The sequence below is a fragment of the Candidatus Methanoperedens sp. genome (assembly GCA_012026795.1).
GTDB lineage: Archaea > Halobacteriota > Methanosarcinia > Methanosarcinales > Methanoperedenaceae > Methanoperedens.
The window spans coordinates 63587-87551 of record VEPM01000017.1; the positions used below are offsets into that span (position 1 = coordinate 63587).

The following is a 23965-nucleotide window of genomic DNA, read 5'->3' on the forward strand; positions in this document are numbered from 1 at the left end:
CACTTATAATTCTTGCTATTGGATAAAATCATTTTTTGGAGATCTATTCGCATTCTGTGCCCACAGCAAATATTTTTCAAATACTAACAACCACAGAAGCTATAATCGGTGCCACGCTCACAACACTTACGCCTTTATCAATTGTATCGGTAGCTATGATACCTTTTACTCCCGCCTTAAATAATTTAATAATCGCATTATTTGTAAGGACAGGATGCACACAGGCTGCATAGACTTCATGGGCTCCCTGTTTCCTGAGTAATGATACCGTTTCTGCAACGGTTCCGCCGGTTGAAATGATATCATCGATAATAATAACATCCCTTCCTTTTACATTAACATTCTTTGGATGGATTGATACAATCTCACCGCTTAGCCTTGTCTTTTCAAGATAATCATAATCAATACCAAGGTCAGAAGAAGCGCTTTCTGCAATATGGATAGCTCCGTCATCAGGTGCAATAATAAGAGGATTTATGAATTTCATATTTTTTATATATTTCCCTATCATCGGGGTGGCGTCAAGATCCGTTGTTTTTGCATCAAAATAATCAAGAATGCCGGTATCGTGGATGTTGATCGTATAAACATTGTCAGCCTTTATTGTTCTTGCAAGGGCGCGGGCGCTTATGGGTTCCCCGGCCTTGAATTTCTTATCCTGGCGAGCATACCCCATATAGGGAATTACAACATTTATCCTGGATGCATCACTGCATGCATCGATCAACTGGAGCAGGGCAATTAAATCAGTATCCGTAACTGTGCTCTGGATTATTGTGACTTCCGGTCCGATATCATCAGCAATTCGTGTATATAGCTCCCCGTCAGGAAATTTCCTGAATTCACTGATAAGAAGATTTGATTTTAATACTTCTGTGACTCTTCCTGCAAGCAATTGTGACGCCGGACCTGCGATGATATCCAATTGAATTCCTCACGCCCTTTATGGATAGAATGAATATAAAGAATTTGTATGTTGATCAATATAACATTTTTATATGATTAATACTGTAATGTATTATCGTTATATTTATGTAGGGCATGAGCTATTCAGAATCCCACGTTAGTTAGAATCAAAAAGCAAAAACTTATAGTGAAGAGGATTAATTATCTGAATAATTAATCCCCGGGAAGAATGACATATGACGCTATTTATTGAAATTAAAAATCTTCGTGTTGGCTTTGACGGAGTCGATGTTCTCAGTGATATAAATATTAACATCAACGAAGGAGAAATTCTTGGAATCTTAGGAAAAAGCAGCGCAGGAAAATCCATACTTATGCATGTCCTGCGAGGTGTGGAAAAATTTAATGACATTTCAGGAAGCGTAATATATCACCTGGCTCAATGCGGTAAATGTGGGTCCATAGAAAAACCAAGTAAGATAGGAACTCCCTGTCCCAAATGTAACGCCAATTATGAGAAGCTTGATGCGGATTTCGTAACAATGTCAATTCACGATCCGGTACGAAGAGACATAACCAGAAGGATCGCTATCATGCTCCAGAGAACATTTGCATTATATGGTGATGAAAGGGTTATCGTAAATGTCATGAATGCCCTTCAGGAAATTGACCAGATGGGGCCAAATGCCATTCATAAGGCAGCAGACCTGCTTGACCAGGTAAATCTTTCCAACAGGATGATGCATATTGCAAGAGAACTCTCTGGCGGTGAAAAACAACGTGTGGTGCTTGCAAGACAGCTTGTCAAAAGCCCTATAATATTGCTCGCAGATGAACCGACCGGTACTCTTGATCCCAAGACTGCCGAACTTGTACATGAAAGCATAGTAAATGCAACAAAGAATTTCAATATGACACTCATCATCACATCCCACTGGCCAAAAGTGATTGAAGAGCTTTCACACAAGGCTATATGGCTTGATGAAGGAAAAATCGTAATGATGGGGAAACCTTCTGAAGTCGCGGCTGAATTTATGAAAGAAGTTGGAACAGTCGGTGATCAGGAAGAAGTCAGTATCGGAGAGCCTATAATCAGGGGACGCAATCTCCAGATGACCTATTTTTCCCTGGACAGGGGTATAGTAAGGGCTGTCAATGATATCAGTTTTGATATTAACGAAGGTGAAATATTCGGAATAATCGGGGTCAGCGGGGCAGGAAAAACCACAACATCAAAGATAATTTCCGGGTTATTAAGGCCGACTTCAGGTTCAATTGACGTGAGAATAGGGGATGAATGGATTGACCTGACACAACTTGGGCCTGACAAGAAAGGACGCGCTACAAAATATATTGGTGTACTGCACCAGGAATACAGTCTTTATCCACACAGGAATATTATCGATAACCTGACTGAGTCTATCGGTCTTGACCTGCCATATGAACTGGCAGAGAGAAAAGCGATCCATACATTGGTAACATCAGGTTTCACGGAAAAAAAGGCAAAAGAAATTCTGGCCAAGATGCCTGATGAGTTAAGTGAAGGGGAAAGGCACAGGGTTGCAATGGCACAGGTACTCATCAAAGAGCCCAGGATACTTGTTTTTGATGAACCCACAGGAACAATGGATCCGGTCACCAAAATTGAAGTTTCAAAATCTATCCTGAATGCCAGGAAAGAAGTAGGAGAAACTTTTGTCATAGTGTCCCATGATATGGATTTTGTTGCTGAGATATGCGACAGGGCAGCATTAATGCGTCTTGGCAAGATAGTTGATATCGGTGAAACAGGCGATGTCCTATCAAAACTTTCCAGCAAAGAACGGGAAGAAGCTCTTCAAGGGATAGCTAAAGAATTAAAATAGATAACGAATTAAAATAAATAATGAATTATACCAATAGCTGGAGGATAAGTGATCTCAATAGAGATTAACGGGCAAAAATTAGAGATAAAAGATGATCTGCTACTGAAAAATGCCCTGGAAATTTCAAAAACGTTCTATATCCCGGGGACAACAACAGGTATCCTGAAAACAAGCGGCAAAAAGGAAGAAGCAACCTCAGAATATAAGATTCTCACAACAAAAGGCGAATTAAAGATTGAGCTTTTTGGAGATTCCACGTTATGGACAAAATTTTCCCATTTTTTTAAAGATTTGAAAGCACACTGGGAATCACGATATGCAATTGCTTTTGGCCCATTTGAAACAGACATTACAGTGGAAAGATCAGAGCAGAAATATAACCGCTATGATATCTTTTTGGGAACAGGCGGGTATGATCAAAAAAATTCTTACCTTATGATCGCAAAAGATAAACATATTTCGGATTATGGCGGTCCGAAAGGTGCTGTTCTTGGAAAGGTGATAAGCGGTAAAAATATCATAGCAAACCTCAAGCAGGGCGATACTTTATTAAAAATAGAACCAGTAATAAAATGGGAAACGCTTCTTAACAAAATAACTACAGAGGATCTAAATACGCCACTTGAAGACGGAATGAAAATCTTTACCTATTTTAATGTTGATCTTATAAATGAATCTCCTGAGGGAGCTGAACATTTCCTTGCATTGATAAGGAGAAAAACGTTTCATGTGGGTACGTTCTCAAATTCATTCATTTCTGATAATGCACTCCAGGGAGAAGGATGCCCGTACGAACACTGGGATGCCCGTTCCGAGGGATCAGTGGTAGTCCGGACAGACGGGCAGGGGAACGGACGTGTATATATTTACAAAGAAGACCGGACTTCAAGCCCGGTACATAGCGTTGTCGGGCATGTTTCCCATGGTATCGAATTAGTTAAAATAGCTCCTCCGGGCAGTAATCTTGGCGTGGTTGCAAATCCTGAGAGGGTCATGGTACAGGGAATGACTTTTAAGGATGCTGAAAAGGTATTAAATTTAAGAGGTTTGAAACTTGAAAGGAGAGGTTATACAGGTGATGATGCCATTGTTGTAGAACAGGTACCTGATACGACAATAGGGATTATCGCAGAGGGCGGGGTCACAGCTCTGGGGGTAAAAGCCGATAAAATAATCAATGTAAAGTTTTACGATGATCTTGCGCCTATAACCCTTGATTTCTTCAGGCATTCCCTGCGTCTTAAGGACAGGCCGCTGGGCCCCCTGCCCATAATATATACATATGAAAATACTTTCCTTTTCAGGCCGGAAAAGGAGGCACAGACGTATAAAGAAATAAATCCCGAGAATACACCGAAAGGAAAGGTAAAAGCAGGAGAGATCGGTGTCACCAACCAGGCTGCAAAAAGATATGGTATGGTAGGTGTAAAGCTTGTCGATGATGATAAATATGGTCCGACCGGCGAAAAATTCGAAAGCACTAACATTATCGGAAAAGTCCTGGAACCTGAGCGCCTTAAAGGTATGAAGGCAGACGATATAATTTACATAAGGGAGGTTTCATAATGGAAAAAATAACTAAAATGATCGTGATAAACTCATCAAAATTACTCCCAAGCGATGTTGCTATGAAGCTTTATGAAACAAAAGATGATATCATGGTAAAGGAAACCTGTTTTGGTATTATGGTTTCCGGGGAACGCGCGGTACTGGACCCGCTCCTTTCGAACATTCGCAAATTAGACCCATACGGCATTTTCATAAAAGAGAGGGGCTTTGCGCCGGGTGAACCTTTTCGCTGCAGGGCTACCAGGCGCGGCGGGGCAAGACCGGGATTTCACAACCTTGAAACTGAAGATAAGATATTGCCCCATATTGCAAATGCTTTAAAATCCCTTGACAGGGGCGAGATCCCGGGCCCAAAGAAGCAAACAAAAAAACTTGACATCGATAAACTAAAAGCAATAATAAAAGAAACAGAGGTATCAAAATGAAGGTTTTTATTTACCCGACAAACAGTCTCATTCTTTATGACCTGGTTGAACGATTCGGTCATGAGCCACTTGCGATAATGCAGGAAATAGGGAAAAAAGTCAGAAGCCAGGGACTGGATTCTCCACCCATGAACATTACTCCTGAAGACCCTAAATTCGGGTTAAAATATGCGGCTGTCGAAGTTCCGGCAGGAGTAAGGGGACGTATGTCGCTTTTAGATCCTCTTCTTTCGAAAGCAGAAGCAGCAATAGTTGTTAATGATCCGGTTATTTCATTTGGCTGTATGGGATGCGCAAGGACAAATGAACTTGTCAATTTCCTGTTGAGGGGTAAAAAAATCCCGATATTGAAATTGGATTATCCTGGCACTGAAGAGGATGCAAAATTATTCGTTTATAAAATTTCCGAATTCCTGAAATCACTCAAGCCTGCGGAGGAAAAGAAATGAGCGCACAAAATGATAATATAAGCGGGACTTCATGTGCCGGATGCGGGAAGGAGAAAGAAAACGATCCGGGTATCGGGCATATTTTAAAAAAAATGACGGCAACTGAAAATCTTGTGAGGGTGGCCCAGCTCTCATGCGGTGCAGAATACAGCGGGATACAGAATGAAATCGATTCAGCCGCAAAGCAGGTCAATGCTGTAATGGTTTATCCTGAGATTGATATTGCCGATGTCGAATCGATAGAAGAGGAATTCGGGCTGAAAGTGGCAAGTCCTGACCTTCGGCTTATGATGGCGCGCGCAAAGTCAATCGTAACCGGGAAAGTACATATTGATGCTGTTTTTGTTGCGACGTGTTTCAGGTGCGCGGAAGCGGCTATTGTAAGAAGCGAAGTGCGCCGTTATATACATGAGAAAACCGGGATCCCGGTCATAAGCTACTCATTCACTGAGAGGACAACAGCAGCAACTCTTTTAACCAGGATGGAAGCACTCACGACCACAGCACGCAGAAAGAGCCTGCTTGCAAGAGAAAAGCAGACCGGCCTGACCGCGGGCATTGATTCGGGGTCAACGACCACGAAAGCAGTTATAATGAAAGACAATGTGATCATTGGAAAAGGCTGGGTGCCCACAATAAAAGTAATTGAGAGCGCTGAGGAAGCTTTCAAAAATGCGATGAAAGAAGCAAGTATCACCAGAAGCGATATACAGGCGCTCGGAACGACAGGATATGGGCGGTTCCTTATTGGTGAGCATTTGAAAGCAGACCTGATGCAGGAAGAGATCACCGTAAACTCCAAAGGCGCGGTCTATCTTGCTGATAAGCAAAAAGGGGTAGCTACTGTTCTTGATATCGGCGGTATGGATAATAAAGCCATATCAGTAACAGATGGTATTCCTGGCATGTTCACTATGGGCGGTATCTGCGCAGGGGCATCAGGAAGATTCCTTGAGATGACTGCAAAAAGACTCGGAGTAAGCATAACCGAGCTTGGGTCTCTTGCATTAAAAGGAAAAGCCTCGAATGTAAAAATGAACAGTTATTGTATTGTTTTCGGCATCCAGTCCCTTGTTAATTCACTTGCCGGGGGTTCCACACCAGAGGATGTCGCAGCGGCAGCATGCCACAGTGTTGCCGAGCAATTATTCGAGCAGCAGTTACAGGAAGTGGATGTCAAAGAACCAGTAATAATGGTTGGCGGCACGGCCCTGATCGAAGGGTTGCCAAAAGCGGTTGAGGAACTGCTAAAAGTAAAAGTCATAGTTCCTCCCAACGCCCAGTATATAGGAGCGGTTGGCGCGGCGCTGCTTGCTTCAGGATTCATAAATAAATAAGAGGAAATGATGGAACAACTTGAGACATTTACCGTGGAATGCCCGGATGCAACGGGGGCTAAGACCACACGCAGTCTCATACTGGATACAATTTCCGACCTGGCACTCTCAAGAGTTATCGGAAGATTGAAAGTTTATATGGATCCTGTTGAACCTGTTTTTATTTTTGCGGCACTCCTCAGGCTCGGTTCGCCGTCAATAAAAATCAAGGATTTTGCAAAAGTCGATATGGGCGCTCTTGGCAAAGACGAGGTGAAAATAGAAGTTGAAAAGGAAATGTTCACCATAAAATTATTAAATAAACTCTGGGCAAAATACGGGAAGGAAAATATTGAACAGCCGGACAGGAAAGTCATAATTGTAAAGACCGATCCGATAAAGGACCTGGATATGCTTCGTGAATTAGTTGTTGAAGAACCGCAGCAGGAAGTTCTTGACCGGCTTATTGATGCAATAGCGCTTCGCATTATACCGGAAGGATTCAGGGTGCGAAAACATGAGCTTTCAACTACCCATGTTCTTTTTGTAGCTTCAGAAGATACGCTTAAACCCGAATGGCTGGCAAAAGGACAGGAAATCCTTGCTTCACTGAGGGGGGAAGATAATGCTTGAACCCATGATGTATGTCGGAGGTGCGTATAAGCACAGCCAGCTCATCGAACTTGTGGAAGACCTTGGCGGATACATCCTGCAAAAGAACATCATGCAATCCGAAGTTGTGCTTTTGATGCTTGTCCCGATAAATGACATCTCAATTGTAGAAATAAAGTCAAAGGAACTTCTGGGAAAGCTTACAAGAGCGCCTCTTACCGGCAGCGAAATAGCAACAGTTGCACCGACCCTTGCTTATCATCATCTTCCCCACCTTGATTGTGATGTAGCAGAGTTCCTCAGGAAACAGGGCGCAAAGACAAATATGGTAGGTCTTGCCAGGGGCGTGGGAAAAAGGATCTGCCAGCTCACGGCCTTTGAGCGCGACCTTATCAATGAACATGATGTGGCAGTTTTCATCCTTGGGAATTATGAGCATTGCATAATCGAAAAATCAAAGAAACTGTATGAAGGTATTGAAATCCCTATCGTAGTCACAGGCGCGCCTGAACTTAAGACAGAAGATGTACCCAATGCCACAGCATATATAGGAAGCTTCGGCAGGATACTTCACCACCTGCGGCATGCAGAGGAACTCAGGACTCTTGATAAACTGTCCCAGGTTATCGGAAAGGTGCTTGATGATGTCAGGGTGGAAATCGCCAAAGATCCGCTGTCTGTTGCGCCGCCCCGTATCAAGAAAGAGATAGAGGAGAATATCCCCGAAATAGTTGACAACCTGCATCCATTACCCATAACCTTGCAGATGAATGGGGTGAGGGTCAAACTGCCTTACGAGGAATATCATGAGCAAATAGAGGATATCAAATTCGTGGAAGGTGTGACCATGAAGGAAGTGGCGCGGGTTTTACCTTCGAAGATGAGGAACTTTATATTGATAAAGGCGCTTCCCAAGAGTGAGACTGGGTTTAGTATATGAAAAGGGGATTATTTTCGTAGAGTAAAAGAGAGGTCTTTCAACCCCTCTTCTCGTCAAGCCGTGCGTCTTCATCGCTACTATGGGTTCTTCCGACCCCTCTTAACGCATTGCTCCTGCTTTCCCAGGTTATACTTCGGCTACCTTTGCCCCTTCAGGTGAGTTCATTTATCCTGAAACGAGTTGGGTGTTAACTCCACCTCAGGGATGATATTAATAGATCTCTTTCGGGGCGTTATATTGCGATAAGGCCACTTCTGGCTTACTTGCTGTTCAGGGATGTGGTCTACGATACTTGGGAACTCAGCACAATGCTTCGCAGCGTCGCACTTCCGTTCTCTTTACGCAGGAGCAGATATGCGCAAACGTAAATTAGAATTTTAAAAGTTTATCTGTTAAATTGTGAAAGGGAACAAATTTTACTTGTGGAACTGGCGAGGTCAGATTCATAAATGAAAATTGTGTAGTCCGAATAAAAATATATCCCTTGCATCCCTATATACACTGATGTTCACAGGTGAACTTTATGCATTGGCGGCAGCATTCTGCTGGTCTGTAGCAGCCGTATTCTATAAGAAAGGCATAGGAGCGGGGGCAATACCGGCTGTGCTCATACGCACATTTTTTGCCATGCTTTTTATCCTGATACTATATCTATTCTTTCGTGGAGGACGGTTTAATTTTACTTTCACAGGGTTTTTATTCCTTAACCTTGGTGGCCTGCTAAGACTCATTCTTGGCGGTATGGCATACATGAAAGGTCTTGAAAATATCTCTGTATCCCGGTTCATACCTATCCTTTTCACTTTTCCGTTGCTTACTATTCTTTTAAGCTCACTGCTCCTTAACGAGAAAATTCACCCATCAGCTATCATAGGGACTGTTTTAATAGTCATCGGGGTATGGATATTGAGCAAAGGGCATAACTCAGGAAAAGAGAAGAACATCAAACTCGGGGTTTCATTTGCTGTGCTTGCCGCATTTCTATACGCTTTTTCCGTTGTGGCCACGAAAACTGGTTTAAACGATGTTGACCCGTTCCAGTCGGTACTTATAAGCATGCCTGTTCCACTTGCCCTGTTATATATAGCTTATTCTATGAATCAGGGGATTACGACCATCTTTAAATTCAAAAAAGAGGCTTACATCCTATTCGGGATTGGCGGCATTGTTGGCATGGGATTCGGAAGCTACTTTTTCTTCGTAAGTTTAACCACTATAGGAGCAGCAAAAGCCACAAGTCTCGGTGCGATTACGCCATTTCTTTCAAGCTTGATAGCGCTTTTAACATTAAAAGAGAAGATAACTCTTGAACTTGTCCTAGGTATGACTGCAACCATTGCCGGTATATGGGTGATATTTTAAAAATTGTTGTCTATAACCAATATAATTTATTAAATTTTTCTCAGGATAAACCTTCATGGCGGGTAAATTCTTCGAATCGGACATTACATTTATATTTATAACAGCATGGCTAAGCGGAGATAAAAATTAAAATATTTTTCATTTTTACTGTATTCCATTTTCCTAGTTTGCATGAAGCCTTCATAAGCAAGATTACTCATGGATTTATCCCTCACTTAAAGCTTCGTAAACCGAAAGACAATGTTTTTCCACCTCACAGATTTGCTCCCCACCTACAATAATTATGATTACAATTATTATTTAGCCATTTAGATAAATATAAATAGTTTTAATTAGTATCTGTCTAACCGAGCATCATTTATTAAGTGAATCTAAAAGGTGGAATTGAAAATGAAAAATATTTTCGGCAGGATACATCTAACACATCTGTATCCTACTGGTATAGCTTTTATGGGGTTCACCGTCTTAGGATTAATAGCGATATTAGAGATGGGATTTCCTGCTCAAATTACATCTGAGGAACAAACCATTCAACCAATCAACATGATTACTCCTGTTATTAGCGACCTGCAAGTCCTATATGTAGGACTTATAAGCCTTAATTTGAGTTGGGCACCAGCTCAGGGTCAAGCTGGTGTCACTGATTATAGGATATACAAAGACACATTTCTGCTGGCTACGGTTTCGGGGGATTTACATACATACAAAGTTACAGGATTAAAAGTTAATACATGGTACCGATTTAGTGTTGAAGCATGTAGTGCATTGGACAACTGTGGTAATGGTCCTGTGGTTGGAGTTAGAACGCTTTCAGTAGTGGAATCAACCGAATCAGTCATTAATAAGGTAAATAATCTTGTCTCTACGAATGTACTGAGTCAAAAACAAGGCGATACCTTGATTAAAGAACTGGCTACAATCTATCAATTGGACAAGGATAACATTGGTACAGTAATAAAACATCTTCAAGCTTTTATCGATAACGCAAATTATATGATTAACGCAGGAGTACTGTCGCCTGAAGTGGGACAACCAATGGTTGATACAATAAATGAAACCATCAAAATTATATAGTGGATTTGCCAGTTTTTAGTTGGGGTATTGCTACGCAAGCTGTCACCAAGGGCAGGGTTTCTTGACAGTGATTTTCGACAATAGAAATGTGTTTGTCCAGGTCGTCAATCCTTCATATATCTGTTTTGACCTCGCGCATTTCTGTTTTAGTCATGATATCACAATTTAATTTCAAACTACTTAATCTATTTTATCGGTTGTGCACCTTTTCTGCAATCTTTATGAAAATGAATATCCAGGCATCATCACGCTACCCAAAAAGATTAATGGAGGCATTAACAGTCGTCATGAATTGAGATACCCTCTCCCGCCGTGACTCGATGCGTTATATTGCGATAAGGCCATTTCTGGCTTACTTGCTGTTCAGGGATGTGGTCTACGATACTTGGGAACTCAGCACAATGCTTCGCAGCGTCGCACTTCCCGTTCTCTTTACGCAGGAGCAGACCTGCGCAGCGGGAATTTAAACCTGGTGGACAAGTGCCGTTACATATTTTATTGTCCTTGTTACTCTTTCTTTCCTGTGCTTCAAGGCACGCGTCAAAGACCTCGTTTTTAAAACGAGGCATCACGACGCTGGTGCATGAGTTTTTCCTCGTTTACTAATTGTTTTGGTTTTTGCCAATCGGAAGGGGGGACATAAAATCAGTACGAAATAGGCAGGATATTGTTTCTACTTTTTCAACATCTTCTTAAATTCATCCACGGATAATCCAGCATCAACCAATATACTCTTAACAACTTTCGGATGCAGGATTTTTCCGCTATGGTATGCAATAGTTACTCTGTTCCCTTCTTTATTTTTATAGATTTTATGACTCCCTGATTGCCTTGAGAAACGAAATCCCAACATTTCAACTATTTTAATCATCTCATTCGCAGTTACCCTTGGCAGCTTTTCGCTCATGCTGTTACTTCAAGGGCAACAAGGCTGAAAGAGTTGATCTTTTCAATTACCTCGCCACTTTCGAGGATATCTTCTATGTGCAAGCGGATAGCGTCTTTTATATTTTCGAGAGCTTCCTCATAAGTATCCCCCTGAGAGTAACAGCCCTGCAAAGCTGGGCACATTGCAAAATAGCCATTTTCGTCTTTTTCTATTACTACGGGGAGGGTATATTTTTCCATAGATGATTTTCTCCTTTCAAGTCTACTTGATTTGGAAAGTATTTAATGATTACATATCTACTGGCTGTGGGACAAAATTGTTAAATGACCCATAATATGACAAAAATCAGTCCTTTAATACAATTACATATACTCTTTTTCCAATGAATTTCTTCTGAGCGTCGATTTTAGCTCCATTTCCATAAGGTGTTATTCTTTTCTCATATATTTCTTCAACATCGTCCTTTATTATAATTTTTCCATGTGAAATTGCCTTAATTTCTCTCATAGTTGAGTATATACATGTAAACACTTAAATACTTATTGGTTCATTATAGGCATATGATTCGAAGTGAAGAGATTCGGGAAGGCAAAGGTCTATGTCATTCCTAAAAAAATGCAACATTGAAGGGATCATGGAAATGGAAGGATACTATGGAAGAGTTCGTGAATGATACAATGACCTATCTGGGACAATATTATTTACGAAACAATTCTGAATCCGGATTTTCGGCGGATAAAAGGTGGTTTGGTTGGAAAGTAGCACAAAAAAGAGATGATCGTATTAGCACAGCATTAACCTCTACGGGTGTCTGGCATAATTTGATGAACCTGTACCCCGGTTAATTTTGTCCCACAGCCCCCAACACGGATCATCCGTGCAAATCCGTGTAATCAGCGTCATCCGCATTCGTATATACAAATCTTTGCGAATCGATAATAGTGGTGTCGCTTTGTGATTTATCGTTTTATGATTTGTCACTTTATTGCTTTTTGGATTTTGTTGTATTTTCAAGAATAGAAATGCGTTTGTCCACATCGTTAATCCTTCGTATATCTGTTTTGACCTCATGCATTTCTGTTTTGAGTTCGCCCACCTCACCGATAACATGATTCAGCTTTTGGGTAATTGACTCCATATTTCGCACATTATTTTATCATAATTAGATTTTTTCTTCCAATCCATAACTATCACGACCACGTCATTTGACAGGATTAACAGGATCGACAGGATACGATTTTAGCGACTTATCCTGACAATCCATTCTAAATAAATACAATTATTCATATTATAACTCTCTCACTTTCCTTTTTATCTCAACTTTATCTTCTCCAAAATTTATTAATAATCCAACATTCTTTCCGGTTGCTACTAGATAATTTACCAATTGGACTTCATGAGCTTTGGCCAGATTTTTTACAGATTTTAGCTCAAGAATAATCAACTCTTCAACAAATATATCTGCAATAAAATTCCCTACAACTTCACCTTCATAGTTTACGATAATCTGTTTTTGGTATTCTGATTTCAAACCCGCCTTCTTTAATTCAATAAGCAAACATTTTTCGTAAACTGATTCAAGAAAACCATATCCCATCGTATTATATACTTTATAAGCACATCCAATGATTTTTTCAGTAACGTCTTTAAATTCCATTTAATTTTCTCCTGATGAATTAGATTGGAAAAACACAATGACTAAATCCTGTCGATCCTGTTAATCCTGTCTGAATAAATGCAATTTTCTTTTAAAATCCAGATAGTAATTTTGTCAGGCTCATATTTCATAGATAAATCATATATTTATCTAATCAAGTGCGAAATGCGGGTGACCCGCCTTAAAACCAATACCTACAATTGTTACTACAACACCAAAAACAGGAACCAAATCATACCACGTAACGGTCAAGGTATTAATCCAATAATCTTAGCTATCATCCATAAAACAATAATAGCGATCCCCAACCATATTAGAACATCAGCGTAATCAAATTTATAGACTTTTTCTATATTTGTCATGATATCACAATTTAATTTCAAACTACTTAATCTATTTTATCGATTGTGCTCCTTTTCTGCAATCGTGACTCGGGGCGTTATATTGCGATAAGGCCACTTCTGGCTTACTTGCTGCTAAGAGTTGTGGTTTACGATACTTGGGGACTCCGCACCACGCTTCGCAGCGTCGCGCTTCCTGTTCTCTTCACGCAAGAGCAGACCTGCGCAGCGGGATTTTAACCCCGGTGGACAAGTGCCGTTACATATTTTATTGTCCTGTTTGTTAAACTTTCTTCCTATCGCTTCAGGGCACGAAGTCAACGACCCCCGAATTAATTTGAAGTAGCTTAGCAAAGATTTATATTAATAAAGATTAGTTTTTCTAATGCGCTATGAATCTTAGCTTAAAAGGTAAATCTATATTTGGTATACTATTTAAGATACTGAAGTATGGTTGGATGGTTTTTGTTACCTTAAGTTTAATCGCTACTTTTGTATTAGGGTTTTATTTTGATTTTAATTTTATGTTAGTTTATATATTATTCCTTATTCTATTAGTCCTTGTATTTTCATATAGTGATTATAAAAATATAAAATATTCTATATTTAATGGCAAATTTGTGGAATTTGCAGTGGGGACGATTGGTTTAGCGATTATTATTCTTATATCTCAGTATAATTTCATTCTTAACGATGAGCAGAAAAATTTTGCTGAGAAAGCCGCTCAAATTTCGTTAAGAAATGATAAATTGTGTGATGCTTGTGAAGTCAGTGTCTCTTCTTTTGGAGAGATTAAATCTACTGCAAAAGGTGATCAAAAGATTGCGGTGGTTACTTTCACTCAGGGAGAAATAATCATATATATAGATATTGATTTGGATAATGGCACCGTGGTGGAAAAGAGAGAAACGACTAAGGCCCAAGAAAAGTATGACGGAGTAATAGTTTGTTGCTGAGTAAGGACACAAGTATTGTGGTGGAAAAGGTTGTACTACGCCTGTTTAGTAGCAACTTAAGCTTGTATATTTGAGATAGTACTCTTAATTTCTTACTCCAGCAAACATATCATTTCCAAGACTATATCCTGAGTTCATGCAAATCGTTCTCAGAATACATCTTGCCTATAAGCGCCGAGCTTTTAACATTTTGGGAAGAGTTCTGTCTGCCCATTGCCTTCCGTGAGCATAATAACGAGCATGGATGCAGTCACTAAACACCGGACTTAACGTACAAAGCCGGTAGTAGTCGGTTTTGCATGATGTTTATCTTGTGTATCCATTTCTTTGCAGGTTGTACAGATTATACCCTCTGTAATCATAGCAACATCTCCAGTCAGTATCTTTCCCCTGTATTTGGGAGCAAACACCATATGATCCGTCAGCAGTGATACGGTATGCCTGTCATGACGCAACTCTTTTCTGTTCAAATTACCACCATGTCTTTCGCAGGCTTCCGAAACTATTAAGTATCCAGAGACTGCTTTGTGATTGTGCCTATCAAAGGATATACTGAGTATAAACGAAGAGAATACTGCAATGACATCGGATGTCCCATACAGACGATGATGAATAAGAAAGAGCAGGACACTGAAGATTATAATGACCTGAGGGAAATATGCAAGGAAAACTGCCTGCATACGACCTATGAATTCCATCACTGGCTGATCGAAAAAGGTTATTTGCTCATCAGGCCTGAATAATAATAAATAGGAGGTAATTTAAAATGAACTGGGGAATGAAGAACAGGATTTCACGGATAATCAAGCCCAAAACAGGGCGTTGCGTAATGCTTGCTGTTGATCACGGTTATTTCCAGGGCCCGACGACCGGGCTTTCCAACCTGGGAAGAACAGTTGAACCGTTACTGCCTTATGCCGATGCTTTGATGATAACAAGGGGTGCAATCAGGAACTGGATCGAGCCAATTGTGGATATTCCGATAATTTTACGTGTTTCCGGCGGGCAGAGCATCCTGAAGGAATTATCCAATGAGACCATAACAACGGGCATAGAAGATGCGATAAGGATAAATGCATCAGCGATCACATGCTCCGTATATGTGGGCGGGGAATATGAAAGAAAGACAATAGAAAATCTTTCAAAGCTTGTTGATGACGGTGAAAAATACGGCATCCCTGTGCTTGCAGTAACTGCTGTCGGGAAAGAAATGGTTCGTGATGCGCGCTACCTTGGCCTTGCTTCAAGGATCTGCGTTGAAACGGGTGCGCATATCATAAAAACATATTATACTGAGGGTTTCGATAAAGTAGTTGAAGCATGCGGGAAAGTACCTGTTGTAATAGCAGGCGGAAAGAAGCTGCCTGAAATAGATGCCCTGAAAATGGCACATGGGGCAATATCAGATGGCGCAGTTGGTGTTGATATGGGAAGGAATATTTTCCAGAGTGACAGCCCTGTGGGTATGATACAGGCGGTAAGGGCGATAGTCCACGGTGGTAAGTCGGTGGATGAGGCTTACGATATTTATGAACAATCAAAGAAGTAAATTATGCCTGGACATAGAACACGGATGACACGGATAAACACGGATCAGGAATATCCGTGAAAATCCGTTTGATCCGTGTCATCTGTGTTCTATTTTAGATGATTTAAAATTATGAAAACCGCAGTATATTACAACAATAACGATATCAGGATTGAAGAAAGACCAAAACCTGAAATAAAAAACGGTGAGATACTTGTAAAGGTCAAAGCCTCAGGCATTTGCGGGACAGACCTGATGGAATGGTACCGTATCAAGAAAGCCCCTCGTGTACTTGGCCATGAGATGACAGGCGAAATAGTTGAATCAAAGTCTGATAAATTCAAAGTCGGCCAGAGGGTTTTTGTAAGCCATCATGTCCCTTGCAACGAATGCAGGTATTGCCTTGCCGGAAATCATACGGCCTGTGAAACGTTGCATAAAGGTAATTACGATCCCGGCGGATTCAGCGAATTTGTAAGGGTTCCGGAAATCAATGTCAAGAGCGGAACTTACCTTCTTCCTGCCAGTATCTCTTATGAGGAAGGCACGATGATCGAGCCTCTTGCATGTGTCGTAAGGGCACAGAGAATAATTGATGTGAAAGATGGCCAGACTGTTCTTGTCATGGGTTCCGGGATTTCGGGGCTGCTGAATATTGCCATGGCAAAATTAAAAAATGCAAGGGTCATGGCGACGGATATCAATGATTACAGGCTGGAAAAGGCGGGCAAATTCGGAGCGGATGAAGTTTTTAACGCAAGTGAAGAGCTGGACCTGAAAGCTGACAGGATAATCATGTGTACCGGAGCAATGCCTGCTTTTGAAGCAGCGTTCAGGTACATTGATAAGAAAGGAGTAATAATGCTCTTTGCTATCCCGAATAAGAATCTTTCAATCCCTGTTGAAGATTTCTGGAGAAATGAATTGAGCATTGTATCCAGCTATGGCGCAGCGCCTGTTGATCTTGAAGAGGCGCTTTCATTGATCAGGGATAAGAAGATCAATGTCAGGGATATGATAACTGACAGGGTAAAGCTGGGAGATATCCAGAAGGGATTTAAGATTGCAGGGCAGGCAAGGGAATCATTGAAGGTTATTGTTGTGCCTGAATGAGATTTATTAGTAAAGATTACGTTGGGTCGGAAATCATTTCCTTATTCATTAAAAAACTTTAGCAATTTCTCTACTGGCCAGCAGTTGATAATATCTTCTTTTTCAGCCCAGCCGCGGCGCGCCTGGGAAATGCCGTATTCTATGTAATGTAACTGGGAAGGGTCGTGGGAATCCGTATTGATAACCATCTTCACCCCTTCTTCCTTTGCCTTTTTAATGTAGACATCCTTCATGTCCAGCCGCTCCGGATAGGAATTTATTTCCAGGGCGGTTTTCGTTTCTCTTGCCGCCTCCAGGATTTTTTCCACATCGATCTGGTATTCTTCGCGCTTCTTGATCAGCCTTCCGGTGGGATGGGAAATGATGTCCACATGGGGATTTTCCATTGCCCTGATAATCCGCTCTGTCATCTTTTCCACTGGCATCTTGAATTGGGAATGGACACCAGCAATCACGTAATCGAGTCTGGCTAAAACTTTATCCTCTATATCGATTGATCCATCCTGCATAATGTTGGCCTCGCAGCCGCTCAATACCCTGAATTCTGATTGTCCGCCAGACCCCTGGCCAGGATGAGAATTAATTTTCTCTATTTCAGAAATATGGTGAAGCAATTGTTTCTCGTCTAAACCATGTTCTATCTTCAAAGCCCTGGTATGCTCGGAAATGCCGATATACTCGTAGCCAAAATCCCTGGCAGCCAGCGCTGCTTCTTCAATCGGGGTGCCATCGCTTTCCTGCCACCGCGAATGATAATGCAAATCTCCTTTGAGATCATTATAACCAATAAGTTTCGGCAGACCATCGGGCTTGCCTTGAGCCTCGCGAATTGCTGCTTCGATTTCTCCCGTATTTTCCCGTAATTCCGGCGCCATCCAGCTCATGCCCAAAACCCTGTAGACCTCTTCCTCATCTTCTCCTGCCACCATCTCTTTCCCTTTAAAAACGCCGTATTCGTTTAACTTTAATCCTTTTTCAATGGCGATCTTGCGCAAAAGTATGTTATGTTCTTTAGAGCCGGTAAAATACTGCAAGGCTGAGCCGTAGCTCTTTTTGGGAATAACCCTGATATCCATATCGAATCCCTGGAGCATACGCACTGATGTTTTGGTATCGCCCTTTCCCCATACCCTGACTATGCCAGGCAAGGAAACAAAAAGATCCATTACTTTCCGGGGATTTTCCGAAATGGCCAAAAAATCCAGATCGCCGATAGTATCTTTCATCCTCCTTACCGAACCGGCCATAGATAACTCTTCTACTTCTTTCGATTCTTTAAGTCTCGCAAATACTTCCCTGGCTGTGGGCAAGATCTCTCCCAGGAGAAATCTGCCCTTCTCTCTTTTCAGGAACGCAATACCTTCCAGGATATTTTTTTCTGTTTTTTCCCCGAAACCGGGTAATTTCCTTATTTTTCCTTCTTCCGCCGCCTTCTCCAGCTCATCCAGGTTTTTGATGCCCAATTCTTCGAAGATTACCTTAACTTTTCTTGGCCCCACGCCTTCCACAGCGGTCAGGGCTTCAACGCTAACTGGTATTTTCTTTTTAAAATCCTCATAATATTTTATTTGGCCTGTCTTGAGATATTCTTCGATTTTTTGTGCGATGCTTTCGCCCACTCCGGGAATTTTTTTTAATCCTTTAAACCCTTCCTCCTTATATAAATCCTCTACACCACGATCCAGCGTATCGAGTCCCAGACCGGCTTTTCTATATGCCCGGGGCTTGAAAGCCACGCCTTCCATCTCCAAATATTCGGCGATTTCATACAATATTCTAGCTATTTCCTGGTTCTTCATTTTTCAATATCTCCCTGCGTTCCCGTATTTTCGCCTGCGGTTATAGCATTCCTTCCCTGCATATGCCTGGGCAAGGGCTTCAAGAATAGTCATATCTGCTATGCCCAACCTCATTTTTCCTGTAACCGTACGCATAATATACTTGGCTTCTACGGGCTTTGCGTCCATAAGCAGCCCGGAGAGGGCTTTTACTTTGGCGTCCACACTTCCCGCCCCGGTTGTTCTTGCAATCTTATCAAGAGCATCATAGACATCCTGTACCATAAGCTCCTTTTCAGAAAGTGTCACCTGCCTGTTTGTCACAAGGAGCCTCTCTGCAGCAGTACCTACATCACCTCTGCTCCTCAGTTCTCCCTCTACTTTCTCCAGAGAAAGCCCTGTAGCTGCAGATAGTGCCTTCAGGGCTGTTTTCTCAGCTATCCCCATATCTACCCCGGCAAAATCCGGGTAAAGCTTGCCCTGCGTAAGATAAACGATCTTATCTATCACCCTGCCGGGGGTCTTTTTTAAAAAATCTACGATATAGCGTGTAATCTCAAGGCGCTTCGTTGTTGCTCCTATTGCTTCGTAGAGGCCAACAAGCTCAATGTACTTCACACTCTCACCAGGTATATATCTTAACTCTGTATAAATAAAACCATGCTAATCGTAAGTATCTGATTAAAGTACGATCCTTTTTTGTCCCATTAGCCTGTAGAAATCTTAAAGTGGATTGCAGTACCTCTTTTAATTAACAGCGGGAATTTGAGGATCATGTCAAAGCAGGAACTTATGGACGAGATAGTTAGTGAGGTGCAGGTCTGCAGGAAATGCCGCCTCTGGCAGTACGCAAGAAACCCTGTTCCCGGAGAGGGAAGCCTTGAAGCCTCCCTGATGCTGATAGGCGAGGCGCCGGGATACAGGGAGGATATGGCAGGAAGACCTTTTGTTGGAAGCGCGGGAAAGCTCCTGGACAGGCTTATCTCAGGCATCAATCTCAGGAGGGAAGAGGTCTATATCAGTAATATCGTCAAGCACAGGCCCCCACAGAACAGGGAGCCAAAAACTGACGAGGTCGGGGCATGCACTGCATATCTTGACAGGCAGATACAGGTAATAAGGCCCGGTGTTATAGCAACGATGGGAAAGCATTCAACAAGGTATATTCTTTCAAAGTTGAACGTAGAGGTCAAGGGATTGACCGCAGTTAGAGGACGGGCCTATAAAGAGAAACTTCTTGGCCTGCCTGTCATTATAATACCTACATTCCATCCTGCCGCAGTTCTCTACAATCCTGCATACAGGTCAGGCCTGGAAGAGGATTTTCAGAAGATAAAGGAGGAACTTGAAAAATAAGATGCACATCGGCTCTTTTAATGCTATTCGCACATATATTTTTCAATCAAACCTATCTCCTTTTTTCCGCCCGCATATACAGGGGTTATGTAATCAATAACATCTGGCTTGATTGAGAGGATATCCATTTTCCCGTTACTTACCGCACCACCTGCTTCTGAAATGATCTTCCCCATGGGATTTGCTTCAAAAAGCAGCCTCAGCTTTCCTTTTTCTTTTTCTTTAATGCCAGGATATGTGAATACGCCGCCCTTGTGGAGTATCTGGTGCATGTCAGCAACAAAAGAGCCGCTGAACCGCAGTTTATAACCATCATTCTCAAGGCTTGAAATGAATTTTGAATGCGCTGGCAGATAATCCTTGCGAAGAGCCCCTGGCGCATATATTTTCCCATCAGGCATCTTAATATTTTCTGCTGTCAGGTGGAATTCGCCTTTTTCATCCATTACGAAATCATGTACACCATTTCCTGTTGTAAAAGTAAGAGTTGTTAGGGGACCATATAGAATATACATAGCAGCGATCATGTTTTTACCCATATCAAGAACAGTTCCGGGATAAATACCTATAATTGTCCCCACGGCAAGATTCACATCGATCAGTGAAGAACCGTCAAGAGGATCAATGACAGCACCGAACTGGTTTTTCGGATTATCGATTTCAATGATCCCGGGCTGCTCTTCTGTTGCAATATAGCGAACCAGCCTTGATCTCTTCAATCCGTTTATAAGGACATCATCAGCCCATTTATCAAGAGCCATTTGCTCTTCACCATATATATTATGCGTGCCAGCTTTATTCTGGCTTTTCAGGAATCCACTCTTTATTGTCTGTCCATTCTCGGCAAAAAAAAGTATTAATTCCGATAATTTCGGATCAGTGTTATTCCGGGAAAGAAAATCTTTAAGGTTCATGCTCACACTCTCATTTTTGTTTATTCTGATTAAGTAACAGGAAACTAAATAGTTATCGTTCTTCTCTTTTGAATCGTGGTCAATCGTTTAACGTATGGATTCGCTCTGTGGCTAATACCCCTTAATTTTATCATATTCCCTTACATTATAATCGGGTATGCTGACGCTTGGAATTGTGAATACCTATGATAAAATAAAGATCCATGAGGCTCATTACCGCAGCATCGCCAGGGCAGCGCCTGTCGCTTATGCTTTCGGATTCAACCTGGCGCTGTTTGATTTCCCTTTCAGGATGAATTCAGAAGAACTTGTGAATTTCGTAAAAGACAAAACAACTATTGGCGGCTCTGGAAAATATCTGGCAGAGCTTTTTGGCAATGGCAGGTTTTTCGTATTTGACCTGCCTGAAAAAGGATTCCAGCCGCAGTTTGGCTCCCCTGTCGTAACAACTTCACGCCCTGATAAGAAAAAAGAGATAGCTCTCCCTGCGCTTGTTGAACAAATAACCAGGAAAAAATCATTCCTTTTCCTTATAGGTTTAGGGCATAAAGGACTTCCGCCGGGTCTATTTGAGATGGTGCAATATCATCTGGATATTACTTCAAAAGGCGTATCACTTGAAACCTGTACTGCGATAGGGGCTGTTCCTGCCATTATTTCAGGGCATCTGGCAGGAATATCAAGACAAAGTATATAATCTTTCATTCCCAATGTTTGAAATGGGGGAAACAGAGTGAAAGAAAATAAAGTTGAAAAAGCACAAATTTTAACAACAGTAGCTGATAAGATAATCGAACAACTTGCAGCTACAGGTGTAAAATTTGTTTTTGGTATCCCCGGAGATTCGAATCTCCCGCTTGTGGAATCTATCAGGAAGCAGGACAATATCAGATTCATTCTCACAAGACATGAGGGGACAGCGGCTTTTATGGCAGGAGCGTACGGAAAGCTCACCGGGGAAGTGGCTGCCTGTTTATCTATCGCAGGTCCGGGTGCAACAAACATGATCACAGGTCTTGTGGATGCCACATCAGATGGAGCACCTGCACTTGCACTTGTGGGTCAGATATCACAAGTGCTGCTTGGAAGTGAGCATCTCCAGGAAATAGACGAGATCGAAATATTTGCTCCTTTTACAGTATATCATGAGACTATAGCAAAGCCAAAACAGGCGGTCAGGGCCACGATCATGGCGCTTAAGAATGCATATTCCCGCAGGGGCGCAGCGATGTTAAGCCTGCCTACTGATATTCTTTCTGAAAATATAAGCGATAAGATATGGCTGCCGGATGAGCATATTTTTAAAACTGGTATTGTTCCGTCAGACGGGGACATCAAATCCGCATCTGCCATGATCAACAAAAGCAAGAGACCGCTTCTTTTTATTGGCTGGGGAGCAAGGTATGCAAGGGAAGAGGCCATAATATTAGCCGAAAAGATCAATTCCCCCATAGCCACAACTTCACGAGCAAAAGGAGTGATCCCTGAGACACATCCCCTTGCAGTTGGTGTTCTTGGGTCTCTTGGGACGCTATGCGCTGCACAGGCCATAACAAAATCAGACCTGGTCATTATCGCGGGTTCAAGTTTCAGGGAAAAGAACCTGTTGCATGGTATTCCTGTAATCCAGATAGATATCAACGGCGTGCATCTTGGTAAAAGTTTCCCTGTAAAAGTGGGTATGGAAGGGGATGCAAAGCTTGCTCTGGGAGAACTTGAGAAAAAAGTGAGTATGAAAATCCCGGATAAAGAATACTTTGAACATATAGGAAAACTAAAGGAAGAACATCTGGATGATATCAAAAAAGATGCTATGGATACCTCAATGCCAGTTTCTCCTGGTTATGTAATCCAGGCAATAAAAAAACACGCGAAGAAAGATGCTCTCATAACTGTAGACAGTGGAGATCATACCTACTGGTTTTATAAAAGATATTTGTGTGATGGTGAACAAACGTTATTCTCCTCAAATATGGGAAGCATGGCTTTTGCTTTTCCAGCAAGCATGGCAGGCCAGCTTATTTATCCTGGCAGGCAGGTCATCTGCATTACAGGTGATGGTGGATTTTCCATGTTGATGGCGGATTTTACAACTGCGGTTTTTAACAAATTACCCGTTAAAGTGATAATATTTAACGATGGAATGTTAAAGAATATAAAAAAGGAGCAGGAGATGTATGGGTATAAGGCATTCGGGATTGAATTTATTAACCCCAACTTTGCTGATTATGCAATATCATGCGGGGGAGACGGTTTCAGGGTAGAGCGCCCGGAAGAGCTTGACAGTGCTATTGAGCAGGCATTTTCATCGACAAGACCTTCTATTGTTGATGTTGTGATCGATAAAGTGAAGATGGCAATGCCTGTTATCAGCGCAAAGACGTAATGGGGAGAGCGTAAGAACGGGAGTGTAACATAATTTGCTGAAACTTCCTATAACAATTTACATTTTTCATATTTATATATATGCATCCATTCGTTCACCGAAATACACCTGAAGTTGATTCAAGATAATACCCCAGGACTGAATAGGCATTGTCCATTTCTCAGCTGCATCCATAACAATCAGGTACAGTATTTTGAAAAGGGAATCATCCGTTGGGAATGAACCTTTGTTCTTGGTGATTTTCCTTATACGCCTGTTGAAATTCTCTATGGGATTGGTAGTATAAATAAGCCGCCTGATCTCAGGAGGATATTTAAAGAACGTTGACAAACTTTCCCAGTTTGCTCTCCAGCTTTTGATTGCATAAGAGTATTTGCCGCCCCATTTTTCCTCAAACCTATCAAGAGCAGCCGATCCAGCTTCTTCGTTAGCAGCAGTATAAATTACCCTCATATCTGCACAAAAAGGTTTTCTGTCCTTGTAATTGACAAATCTTGTACTATTCCTTATCAGATTAACAATGCATTTC

The 23965-nt window shown here is 41.6% G+C and carries 27 protein-coding genes; 17 read left to right on the forward strand and 10 right to left on the reverse strand.

The genetic code is table 11. The features are described from left to right. Positions 1–76: 76 nt before the first annotated feature. Complete coding sequence (locus FIB07_09750) at positions 77–925, reverse strand: ribose-phosphate diphosphokinase (GenBank protein NJD53136.1); 849 nt, start codon at positions 923–925, stop codon at positions 77–79. 217 nt (positions 926–1142) lie between these two features. On the opposite strand from FIB07_09750, the gene atwA reads away from it, so the two are divergent. The 9 genes from atwA to FIB07_09795 all read left to right on the forward strand — a co-directional run bounded on the left by atwA (position 1143) and on the right by FIB07_09795 (position 10518). Then, positions 1143–2771 carry a methyl coenzyme M reductase system, component A2 gene (gene atwA, locus FIB07_09755; GenBank protein NJD53137.1) on the forward strand — a complete coding sequence of 543 codons (1629 nt, stop codon included), beginning with the start codon at positions 1143–1145 and terminating at the stop codon, positions 2769–2771. Between the two features lie 48 nt (positions 2772–2819). Further along, the gene (locus tag FIB07_09760) at positions 2820–4337 is read left to right on the forward strand and encodes a methanogenesis marker 3 protein (GenBank protein ID NJD53138.1); all 1518 of its coding nucleotides are present in this window, start codon (positions 2820–2822) and stop codon (positions 4335–4337) included. Beyond that, positions 4337–4765 carry a methanogenesis marker 6 protein gene (locus FIB07_09765; protein NJD53139.1) on the forward strand — a complete coding sequence of 143 codons (429 nt, stop codon included), beginning with the start codon at positions 4337–4339 and terminating at the stop codon, positions 4763–4765. The genes FIB07_09760 and FIB07_09765 overlap by 1 nt, the downstream gene beginning before the upstream one ends. Continuing rightward, complete coding sequence (locus FIB07_09770; GenBank protein ID NJD53140.1) at positions 4762–5214, forward strand: methanogenesis marker 5 protein; 453 nt, start codon at positions 4762–4764, stop codon at positions 5212–5214. The genes FIB07_09765 and FIB07_09770 overlap by 4 nt, the downstream gene beginning before the upstream one ends. A gap of 92 nt (positions 5215–5306) precedes the next feature. Then, positions 5307–6551, forward strand: a complete 1245-nt coding sequence (locus FIB07_09775; GenBank protein ID NJD53141.1) for a methanogenesis marker 15 protein — start codon at positions 5307–5309, stop codon at positions 6549–6551. A 6-nt stretch (positions 6552–6557) separates the two neighbouring features. Then, positions 6558–7163 carry a methanogenesis marker 17 protein gene (locus FIB07_09780; protein ID NJD53142.1) on the forward strand — a complete coding sequence of 202 codons (606 nt, stop codon included), beginning with the start codon at positions 6558–6560 and terminating at the stop codon, positions 7161–7163. After that, entirely contained in the window at positions 7156–8082 is a 927-nt protein-coding gene (locus tag FIB07_09785; GenBank protein ID NJD53143.1) for a methanogenesis marker 7 protein, read from the forward strand. The genes FIB07_09780 and FIB07_09785 overlap by 8 nt, the downstream gene beginning before the upstream one ends. 504 nt (positions 8083–8586) lie before the next feature. Then, positions 8587–9444 carry a DMT family transporter gene (locus tag FIB07_09790; GenBank protein NJD53144.1) on the forward strand — a complete coding sequence of 286 codons (858 nt, stop codon included), beginning with the start codon at positions 8587–8589 and terminating at the stop codon, positions 9442–9444. Between the two features lie 390 nt (positions 9445–9834). Next, positions 9835–10518, forward strand: coding sequence for a fibronectin type III domain-containing protein (locus FIB07_09795; protein NJD53145.1), 684 nt, complete (start codon positions 9835–9837; stop codon positions 10516–10518). A gap of 673 nt (positions 10519–11191) precedes the next feature. Here the strand turns inward: FIB07_09795 and FIB07_09800 are convergent. From FIB07_09800 to FIB07_09810, 3 genes are all read right to left on the reverse strand, one after another. Beyond that, positions 11192–11425, reverse strand: coding sequence for an addiction module toxin, HicA family (locus FIB07_09800; GenBank protein NJD53146.1), 234 nt, complete (start codon positions 11423–11425; stop codon positions 11192–11194). Then, the gene (locus tag FIB07_09805) at positions 11422–11646 is read right to left on the reverse strand and encodes a type II toxin-antitoxin system HicB family antitoxin (protein NJD53147.1); all 225 of its coding nucleotides are present in this window, start codon (positions 11644–11646) and stop codon (positions 11422–11424) included. Before FIB07_09805 ends, FIB07_09800 begins: the two co-directional genes overlap by 4 nt. Positions 11647–11752: 106 nt before the next feature. Then, positions 11753–11914, reverse strand: coding sequence for a DUF2080 family transposase-associated protein (locus FIB07_09810; GenBank protein NJD53148.1), 162 nt, complete (start codon positions 11912–11914; stop codon positions 11753–11755). A gap of 146 nt (positions 11915–12060) precedes the next feature. On the opposite strand from FIB07_09810, the gene FIB07_09815 reads away from it, so the two are divergent. Beyond that, a complete protein-coding gene (locus FIB07_09815; protein ID NJD53149.1) occupies positions 12061–12252 on the forward strand; it encodes a hypothetical protein in 192 nt (63 codons plus the stop codon). Between the two features lie 443 nt (positions 12253–12695). Here the strand turns inward: FIB07_09815 and FIB07_09820 are convergent, their stop codons facing one another. After that, on the reverse strand, positions 12696–13064 hold the full coding sequence (locus tag FIB07_09820) for a GxxExxY protein (GenBank protein ID NJD53150.1): 369 nt from the start codon (positions 13062–13064) through the stop codon (positions 12696–12698). A gap of 733 nt (positions 13065–13797) precedes the next feature. Between FIB07_09820 and FIB07_09825 the strand changes: the two genes are divergently transcribed. Further along, entirely contained in the window at positions 13798–14361 is a 564-nt protein-coding gene (locus FIB07_09825) for a hypothetical protein (protein NJD53151.1), read from the forward strand. A gap of 266 nt (positions 14362–14627) precedes the next feature. On the opposite strand, the gene FIB07_09830 is transcribed toward FIB07_09825, so the two are convergent. After that, a complete protein-coding gene (locus tag FIB07_09830) occupies positions 14628–14831 on the reverse strand; it encodes a hypothetical protein (GenBank protein NJD53152.1) in 204 nt (67 codons plus the stop codon). Positions 14832–14894: 63 nt separating this feature from the next. Between FIB07_09830 and FIB07_09835 the strand changes: the two genes are divergently transcribed. From FIB07_09835 to FIB07_09845, 3 genes are all read left to right on the forward strand, one after another. Next, a complete protein-coding gene (locus tag FIB07_09835; protein NJD53153.1) occupies positions 14895–15104 on the forward strand; it encodes a hypothetical protein in 210 nt (69 codons plus the stop codon). 23 nt (positions 15105–15127) lie between these two features. Then, complete coding sequence (lsrF, locus tag FIB07_09840; GenBank protein NJD53154.1) at positions 15128–15910, forward strand: 3-hydroxy-5-phosphonooxypentane-2,4-dione thiolase; 783 nt, start codon at positions 15128–15130, stop codon at positions 15908–15910. Positions 15911–16021: 111 nt separating this feature from the next. Beyond that, positions 16022–17002: a zinc-binding dehydrogenase gene (locus tag FIB07_09845; protein ID NJD53155.1), complete on the forward strand. Its 981-nt coding sequence runs from the start codon at positions 16022–16024 to the stop codon at positions 17000–17002. Between the two features lie 41 nt (positions 17003–17043). Here the strand turns inward: FIB07_09845 and polX are convergent, their stop codons facing one another. Further along, a complete protein-coding gene (polX, locus tag FIB07_09850) occupies positions 17044–18801 on the reverse strand; it encodes a DNA polymerase/3'-5' exonuclease PolX (GenBank protein ID NJD53156.1) in 1758 nt (585 codons plus the stop codon). 3 nt (positions 18802–18804) lie between these two features. Further along, positions 18805–19434 (reverse strand): hypothetical protein, encoded by a 630-nt coding sequence (locus FIB07_09855; GenBank protein NJD53157.1) that lies wholly within the window; start codon positions 19432–19434, stop codon positions 18805–18807. A 120-nt stretch (positions 19435–19554) separates the two neighbouring features. On the opposite strand from FIB07_09855, the gene FIB07_09860 reads away from it, so the two are divergent. Then, positions 19555–20136 (forward strand): uracil-DNA glycosylase, encoded by a 582-nt coding sequence (locus FIB07_09860; protein NJD53158.1) that lies wholly within the window; start codon positions 19555–19557, stop codon positions 20134–20136. 23 nt (positions 20137–20159) lie between these two features. Here the strand turns inward: FIB07_09860 and FIB07_09865 are convergent, their stop codons facing one another. Further along, positions 20160–21050, reverse strand: coding sequence for a fructose-1,6-bisphosphatase (locus FIB07_09865; GenBank protein ID NJD53159.1), 891 nt, complete (start codon positions 21048–21050; stop codon positions 20160–20162). A 157-nt stretch (positions 21051–21207) separates the two neighbouring features. On the opposite strand from FIB07_09865, the gene FIB07_09870 reads away from it, so the two are divergent. Together FIB07_09870 and FIB07_09875 are read left to right on the forward strand one after the other, a co-directional pair. After that, positions 21208–21747: a DUF531 domain-containing protein gene (locus FIB07_09870; GenBank protein NJD53160.1), complete on the forward strand. Its 540-nt coding sequence runs from the start codon at positions 21208–21210 to the stop codon at positions 21745–21747. A 36-nt stretch (positions 21748–21783) separates the two neighbouring features. After that, on the forward strand, positions 21784–23436 hold the full coding sequence (locus FIB07_09875) for a thiamine pyrophosphate-binding protein (protein ID NJD53161.1): 1653 nt from the start codon (positions 21784–21786) through the stop codon (positions 23434–23436). A 72-nt stretch (positions 23437–23508) separates the two neighbouring features. Here the strand turns inward: FIB07_09875 and FIB07_09880 are convergent. Further along, the coding region (locus FIB07_09880) for an IS256 family transposase (protein NJD53162.1) at positions 23509–23965 on the reverse strand (457 nt) is incomplete at its 5' end.